The sequence below is a fragment of the Micromonospora sp. NPDC057141 genome, assembly GCF_042670805.1.
Taxonomy (GTDB): domain Bacteria; phylum Actinomycetota; class Actinomycetes; order Mycobacteriales; family Micromonosporaceae; genus Micromonospora.
The window spans coordinates 1-7,249 of the sequence record NZ_JBHUVA010000141.1; the positions used below are offsets into that span (position 1 = coordinate 1).

Genomic DNA, 7,249 nt, shown 5'->3' on the forward strand with positions numbered 1-7,249 from the left:
CCCGCAAGGGTGGTCGCGGCCGCGGGCCACGGCTCCTGTCCCGCACCGACCGCGTGGTGATCACGCTGATGGTGCTCGTACCGCTGCTGCTGGTCGTCGCGCTGGTCTGGCTCCCGGCGGCTGCCACGGTGGCGCTGTCCGGCACCAACTGGGACGGCATCGGCCCCCTCGACGAGATCGAGTGGGTGGGTGGCCGCAACTACTCCGACGTGATCAACATCTATCCGCCGTTCGTGCCGGCGGTGCAGAACAACCTGTTCTGGCTGGCGGCGCTGTTCGTGGTCGCCACCCCGTTCGGCATGTTCCTCGCCGTGCTGCTGGACAAGGAGATCCGCGGCAGCCGGTTCTACCAGACCGCGCTCTACCTGCCGGTGGTGCTCTCGCTGGCGCTGATCGGCTTCGTCTGGCAGCTCATCTACTCCCGCGACCAGGGCCTGCTCAACGCGGCGCTGGGCACCAGCACAGACTGGTACGGCGACCCGGACGTCAACATCTGGGCGGTGCTCGTCGCCGCCGGCTGGCGGCACGTCGGCTACATCATGCTGCTCTACCTGGCCGGGCTGAAGGGCGTCGACCCGTCGCTGCGGGAGGCCGCCGCCGTCGACGGCGCATCCGAGGCCAGAACCTTCTTCAAGGTGGTCTTCCCGGTGCTGCGGCCGATCAACATCATCGTGCTGGTGGTGACGGTCATCGAGTCGCTGCGCGCGTTCGACCTGGTCTGGGTCGTCAACAAGGGCCGCAACGGGCTGGAACTGATCTCCGCGCTGGTCACCCAGAACGTGGTCGGCGAGGCCAGCCGCATCGGCTTCGGCTCGGCGCTGGCGACGCTCATGCTGGTCGTCTCGCTGGTCTTCATCACCGTCTACCTGGCGACCGTCATGAGGGAGAACCGGAAATGACCGCCGCTGCCCCGACCCGCGAGCCGGCGACCGCCACGTCCACCGGCCGCCGCCGACCGCCCCGGCCCGGCCGGGTGGCCCTGCACCTCTTCCTGGGCGCGGTGGCCGTCGGCTGGCTGTTCCCGATCCTCTGGGCGGTGCTGACCTCGCTGCGGTCCTACGAGTACACCGCCGCCAACGGCTACGTCTCCCTCGGCGGCTGGACCCTCGACAACTACGTCACCGCGTGGCGCACGGCCGAGTTCGGCAAGCACTTCCTCAACTCGGTCTACATCACGGTGCCGGCGGTGCTGCTGACGCTCTTCCTGGCCTCCTGCGTCGCGTTCGTCATCGCCCGGTTCAGCTGGAAACTCAACATCGTCCTGCTCGGCCTGTTCACCGCCGCGAACCTGCTGCCCCAACAGGCCCTGCTGATACCGCTGTTCCGGCTGTTCACCGAGGTGCCGCTGCCGCTGTTCATGAGCGACTCGGAGCTGCTCTACGACAGCTACTGGGGGCTGATCCTGGTCAACGTCGCCTTCCAGTGCGGCTTCTGCGTCTTCGTGCTGAGCAACTACATGAAGGCCCTGCCGCACGAGCTGTACGAGGCGGCGATGGTCGACGGGGCCAGCGTGTGGCGGCAGTACTGGCAGGTGACCATGCCGCTGTGTCGGCCGGCGCTGGCGGCGCTGGCCACGCTGGAGGTGACCTGGATCTACAACGAGTTCTTCTGGGCCACCGTGCTCATGCGCACCGGCGACAAGTTCCCGGTGACCAGCTCGCTGAACAACCTGCGCGGCGAGTTCTTCACCGACAACAACCTCGTCTCGGCCGGCTCGGTGCTGGTCGCGATCCCGACCCTGGTGATCTTCTTCCTGTTGCAGAAGCAGTTCGTCCGGGGCCTGACCCTGGGAGCGTCAAAGGGATGACGATCGTCCACCTGCGCCGGGCCGCGACCAGCCTGGTCCTCGACGCGCGCGGCCCCGGGCTGCCCCGGGTCGCGCACTGGGGCGCCGACCTCGGTCCGCTCGCCGCCGACGACCTGACCGCGCTGGTCGCCGCGGGCGTGCCGCCGGTGGTGCCGAGCAGCTTCGGCGCGCCGACCGTGCTGTCCCTGCTGCCCGAGGCCAGCGCCGGCTGGAGCGGCCGGCCGGGGCTGGCCGGGCACCGCGCCGGCGCCGCCTGGTCCACGGCGTTCCGCCTCGACGCCCTCGACGTCACCGACGAGCCCGACGGGACCGGTGACCCCGATGACCCGGCCGGCTCGGCTCGGGTGACCGTGACGGCCAGCGACCCCGACGCGGCGCTGACGCTGACCGTCGAGGTCGAGCTGGACCCGGCCGGGCTGGTGCTGCTGCGCCACCGGCTGCGCAACGACGGCGACACCCCGTACGAACTGCGGGAGCTGACGCCGGTGCTGCCGGTGCCGGCGGTCGCCACCGAGCTGCTCGACCTGACCGGCCGGTGGTGCCGGGAACGGTCGCCGCAGCGGCACCCGTGGCCCATGGGCGCCTGGGTCCGGGAGGGCCGGCACGGGCGCACCGGGCACGACGCGACGCTGCTGCTGGTGGCCGGGACGGCCGGGTTCGGCTTCCGGCACGGCGAGGTGTGGGCGGTGCACACCGCGTGGAGCGGCGACCACGTCACGTTCGCCGAGCGGCGGCCCACCGGCGAGTCCACGCTGGGCGGCGGCGAACTGCTGGGCAGCGGCGAGATCGCACTCGGCCCCGGCGAGTCCTACGCCACCCCGCTGCTGTACGCCGCGCACTCGACCGCCGGCCTGGACGGGCTCAGCGAGGCGCTGCACGCCCACCTGCGCGCCCGGCCGGGGCACCCGCGCTCGGCGCGGCCGGTCACCCTCAACGTGTGGGAGGCCGTCTACTTCGACCACGACCTGGACCGGCTGCGCGCCCTCGCCGACCACGCCGCCGCCGTCGGGGTGGAGCGGTTCGTGCTCGACGACGGCTGGTTCGTCGGCCGCCGGCACGACCGGGCCGGGCTCGGCGACTGGTACGTCGACGAGACGGTCTGGCCGGGCGGGCTGCAACCGCTGATCGACCACGTGCGCGGGCACGGCATGCAGTTCGGCCTGTGGGTCGAGCCGGAGATGGTCAACCCCGACTCCGACCTGTTCCGCGCCCGCCCGGACTGGGTGCTCGCCGTGCCCGGTCGGCTGCCGCCCGCGTGGCGGCACCAGCAGGTGCTGGACCTGGCCAACCCGGGCGCGTACGCGTACGTGCTGGGGCGGCTCGACGCGCTGCTGCGCGACCACGACGGCATCGCGTACCTGAAATGGGACCACAACCGCGACCTCACCGAGGCCGGCCACGCCGGGCGGCCCGGAGTGCACGCGCAGACCGTCGCCGCCTACCGGCTGCTCGACGAGCTGCGGGCCCGCCACCCCGGGCTGGAGATCGAGAGCTGCTCCTCCGGCGGCGCGCGGGTGGACCTGGAGATCCTGCGCCGCACCGACCGGGTCTGGGCCAGCGACTGCAACGACGCCCTTGAGCGGCTGGCCATCCAGCGCTGGACCGGGCTGCTGCTGCCGCCGGAGCTGGTCGGCAGCCACGTCGGGCCCGAGCGGTCGCACACCACGCACCGGGTGCACGACCTGGGGTTCCGGGCCGCCACCGCGCTGTTCGGGCACTTCGGCGTCGAGTGGGACATCGGCTCCGCGAGCGCCGCCGACCGGGCCGAGCTGTCGGCCTGGGTGGCGCTGCACAAGCGGCTCCGCCCGCTGCTGCACGCCGGCCGGGTGCTCCGGGTCGACCACCCGGACCCGGCCGTCTGGGCGCACGGTGTGGTCGCCCACGACCACACCCACGCGGTGTACGCCGTGGCTCGCGTCGCCACCTCGGTCACCCAGACGCCGGGCGCGCTGCGGCTGCCCGGGCTCGACCCGGCCCGGCGGTACGCGGTCCGGCCGGCGGCCGGTGTGCCGGGGCCGGCCGTGCTGGAGCTGACGGAACCGGGCTGGCTGCCCGGGGTGACCCTGCCGGGCGCGGTGCTCGCCTCGGTCGGCCTGCAACTGCCTGCCCTGCACCCCGAGCAGACCCTGCTGCTGGAGGTCGACGCGGCCGACTGATTCCCGTCCTTGACCGGGGACGCACGACGCGGTGGCCGGGCCTGGCGGGCCCGGCCACCGTCGCAGGTGCGGAAGGGTCAGCTAGCCGTGCAGGTCACCGCGGGAACGGTGGGGGTGCCGGTGGAGCTGCCGATGAAGCCGAAGCTGGTGCTGGCCCCGGCACCGAGCCTGCCGTTGTAGCTGACGTTGGTGGCGGTGACGCTCGACCCGCTGCTGGTCACCGTCGCGTTCCACGCCTGGCTGATGCTCTGCCCACCGGCGAGCGTCCACTTCGCCGTCCAGCCGTTGATGGCGGCGGAGCCGGCGATCACCTTGACCTCACCCTGGAAGCCGCCTTGCCACTGGCCGATGATCGTGTACGTCGCCGTGCAGCCGCCGGTCGCCGGCGGGGTGGTCGGCGGGGCGGTAGTGGGCGGGGCGGTCGTCGGCGGGGCGGTCGTCGGCGGAGCCGTGGTCGGCGGGGTGGTCGGGGTGACGCCGCCGTAGACCGACGCCTCCTTCGACGTGGCCTTGATGCCGTTGGCACCGTTGAAGATGCGCTGGCCCCAGGTGGTCAGGGCGTTCGGGTTGAAGTTGGTGGTCATGTCGAGGTACTCGACGCCGCCGCCGTTGCCGCTCCACGACCAGCCCAGGTAGCCGATGCCGTTGGCCTGCGTGTACGACAGAATGCTGTCCTCGTCGGGGTTGCCGTCGGAGTGGTCGAAGCCGAACTCGCCCACCACGATCGGCAGCTTCGCCGTGCGGAACCGGCCGAGGTAGTCGGAGATCTCCGCGGCGGTGTCGAAGACGCCGTACATGTGGATGGAGAAGACGGTGTTCTGCTGCGGGTCGGCGGCGAATACCGACGCCGCGTTGTCACGCATGGTGAACGACCAGTCCTGGCCCCAGTTGGGGGCGTCGACCATGATGGTGTGCGCGAGGCCGGCGGCGCGCAGCCGCTTGATCGCGTTGGCCGAGTCGGTGGCCCAGGTGCCGTAGCCCTGGTTGCCGTACGGCTCGTTGCCGATGTTGACGATCACGTACTTCTCCTGGCCGGCGAGGGCGCTGGAGATGCTCAGCCAGTAGTCGACCGCCCGGTCCAGGGTGATCGCGCCGCTCTGCTCGCCGTACCCGGTGGTGTCGTGCACCTCCAGGACGCAGATCAGCTTGTTGGCCTTGCACAGCGAGACGACGTTGGCGACGTCGGCCGTGTCGTTCTTCGCCCAGCGGTCGCCGCTGGCCAGCACCACCCGCACCGTGTTCGCGCCGAGGGCCTTGATGTTGGCGAAGGAACTGGTCTGCTGCGCGTACCAGGTGTGGGCGTGGTTGACGCCACGCATGATGAACTCGTTGCCGTTGGCGTCGTACAGCTTGCCGTTGGCGACGGTGAAGCCGGCGGCGGCGTGCGCGGGCTGCCCGAAGGCGAACACGGCGGCGAGGACCGTCAGCAGGGCGACGCCCGCGACGGAGAGACGTTTTCTCATGGCCTTCCTCAGGGAGGGTCAAACCCCGTTGCCCGGCGGGGGATGCGGTGGTGGTGACGAAGAAGGCGGCTGGCCCGTCAGCCGCCGTCCGGCTCCGAGACGGCGCAGCCATCAGCGTAGGCCGATCGCTGAGGCGGGGCAACCGGTTCAGTGACTCACCACTCAGGGCGGATGTCCTGTGGCGGCTCGCGGGGCAGCGAGCCGCCACAGGTGCGGTCATCCCCACCACAGGATGCGAACGCCCCCAGCCTGAACCGGTTAAGGCCGGACCTTACCATCCCGGGCCACCCCGTCAAGGCCACGACGGCTGTCGAGGGTTGGCCGACGCCCACCGGGGTATGCGGTGTGGATCGGGAGAGCGAAGGAGATGCGGCGATGGTCAACGTCGGCTACACCCTGATGTGCGAGCAGGCCGGGCCGAAGGAGCTGGTCGACTACGCGGTACGCGCGGAGGCCGCCGGCTTCGACCAGTTGGTGATCTCCGACCACTACCATCCGTGGCTGGATTCCCAGGGTCACTCCCCGTACGCCTGGTCGGTGCTCGGCGCGGTCGCCCACGCCACCGGCCGGGCCGAGCTGATGTCCTTCGTGACCTGCCCGATCCGCCGCTACCACCCCGCCGTCGTGGCGCAGAAGGCCAGCACGATCGGGGCGCTGTCGGACGGCCGGTTCACCCTCGGCCTGGGCGCCGGGGAGAACCTCAACGAGCACGTCGTCGGCGGCTGGCCGCACGTGCAGCAGCGGCACGAGATGTTCGAGGAGGCGCTGCAGATCATCCGGCCCCTGCTGAACGGGGAGACGCTCACCTTCTCCGGCAACCACTTCGACGTGCCCGACGCGTACGTCTGGGACCGACCGGCGCGTCCGGTGCCGATGGCCGTGGCCGCCTCCGGCCGGCAGTCGGCGACGCTCGCCGCCGACTACGGCGACGGCCTCGTCGCCACCGAGCCCGACGCCCACCTGATCCAGATGTACGACGACGCGGGCGGTGCCGGGCAGCCCCGGTACGGCCAGGTCGCCATCTGCTACGGCCCCGACGAGGCGGAGTGCCGCAAGATCGCGCACGACCAGTTCCGCTGGTTCGGCATGGGCTGGAAGGTCAACGCCGAACTGCCCGGCCCCGACTCGTTCGCCGCCGCGACCCAGTACGTCCGCGAGGACGACGTCGCCGAGGGGATCTCCTGCGGCCCGGACACCGACCGGCACGTCGCGGCGTTCAAGAAGTTCGTCGACGCCGGCTTCACCCACGTGGCGCTGGTGCAGATCGGCGGGGACACCCAGCCGAGGTTCCTCGACTGGGCCCGGGAGGAGCTGCTCCCCCGGCTCCGTGAGCTGTGAAGCAGCTGCGGCTCGCCCTGGCCGCACCCCGGCCCGCCGCCGGGTTGACCAGCGAGTGGCGGCTCGTCGACGGGCTGCGCACGCACACCCGCCGCGCCGCCGACCCGGGCACCCGGTCGAGGCCGCCGCAGCGGTACGCACCCTGCTCGCCCCGCCCCTTGGAAAGGTGGCCTGATGCGCATCGGCAACACGGAGATCCGCCCGGCGGGCGGGGGCCTCGGCTGCCTGCTGATGATCCTCTTCTCGGTCGTCGCCTCGATCGTGCTGACTGTCCGGGATGTCTTTGCTCTGCACCCACATACGCATCGCTCACGCAGCGCAACCGAGCGGATCACCTCACATCGTCCGCAGCCTTTCCTCCTGCGCAGCTCGCACTGGGTGGTGCGCCGATGGGTGCAGAGCAAAGACATCCCATGTGCTGGGGTGTCAAGCAGTGGCTGGGTTGAGGTGGTGGGACCAGGCGGTCGTCTCGTCGTAGAGGGTGC

The 7,249-nt window shown here is 71.5% G+C and carries 6 protein-coding genes; 5 read left to right on the forward strand and 1 reads right to left on the reverse strand.

Translation table 11 applies throughout. The features are described 5' to 3' along the window. The 3 genes from ACFT41_RS31710 to ACFT41_RS31720 form a co-directional block, all read left to right on the forward strand. The coding region (locus ACFT41_RS31710) for a carbohydrate ABC transporter permease (protein ID WP_377614098.1) at window positions 1–899 on the forward strand (899 nt) is incomplete at its 5' end. Beyond that, window positions 896–1,807: a carbohydrate ABC transporter permease gene (locus ACFT41_RS31715; protein ID WP_377590046.1), complete on the forward strand. Its 912-nt coding sequence runs from the start codon at window positions 896–898 to the stop codon at window positions 1,805–1,807. The genes ACFT41_RS31710 and ACFT41_RS31715, both read left to right, overlap by 4 nt. Next, complete coding sequence (locus ACFT41_RS31720) at window positions 1,804–3,963, forward strand: alpha-galactosidase (protein ID WP_377590047.1); 2,160 nt, start codon at window positions 1,804–1,806, stop codon at window positions 3,961–3,963. Before ACFT41_RS31715 ends, ACFT41_RS31720 begins: the two co-directional genes overlap by 4 nt. A 77-nt stretch (window positions 3,964–4,040) precedes the next feature. On the opposite strand, the gene ACFT41_RS31725 is transcribed toward ACFT41_RS31720, so the two are convergent. Beyond that, a complete protein-coding gene (locus tag ACFT41_RS31725; protein WP_377590048.1) occupies window positions 4,041–5,426 on the reverse strand; it encodes a cellulase family glycosylhydrolase in 1,386 nt (461 codons plus the stop codon). A gap of 375 nt (window positions 5,427–5,801) precedes the next feature. On the opposite strand from ACFT41_RS31725, the gene ACFT41_RS31730 reads away from it, so the two are divergent. Both ACFT41_RS31730 and ACFT41_RS31735 read left to right on the forward strand, forming a co-directional pair. After that, window positions 5,802–6,764 (forward strand): TIGR03557 family F420-dependent LLM class oxidoreductase, encoded by a 963-nt coding sequence (locus ACFT41_RS31730; protein ID WP_377590049.1) that lies wholly within the window; start codon window positions 5,802–5,804, stop codon window positions 6,762–6,764. Between the two features lie 174 nt (window positions 6,765–6,938). Next, window positions 6,939–7,249, forward strand: a 311-nt coding sequence (locus tag ACFT41_RS31735; protein ID WP_377614099.1) for a hypothetical protein, incomplete at its 3' end; no start/stop codon positions are given.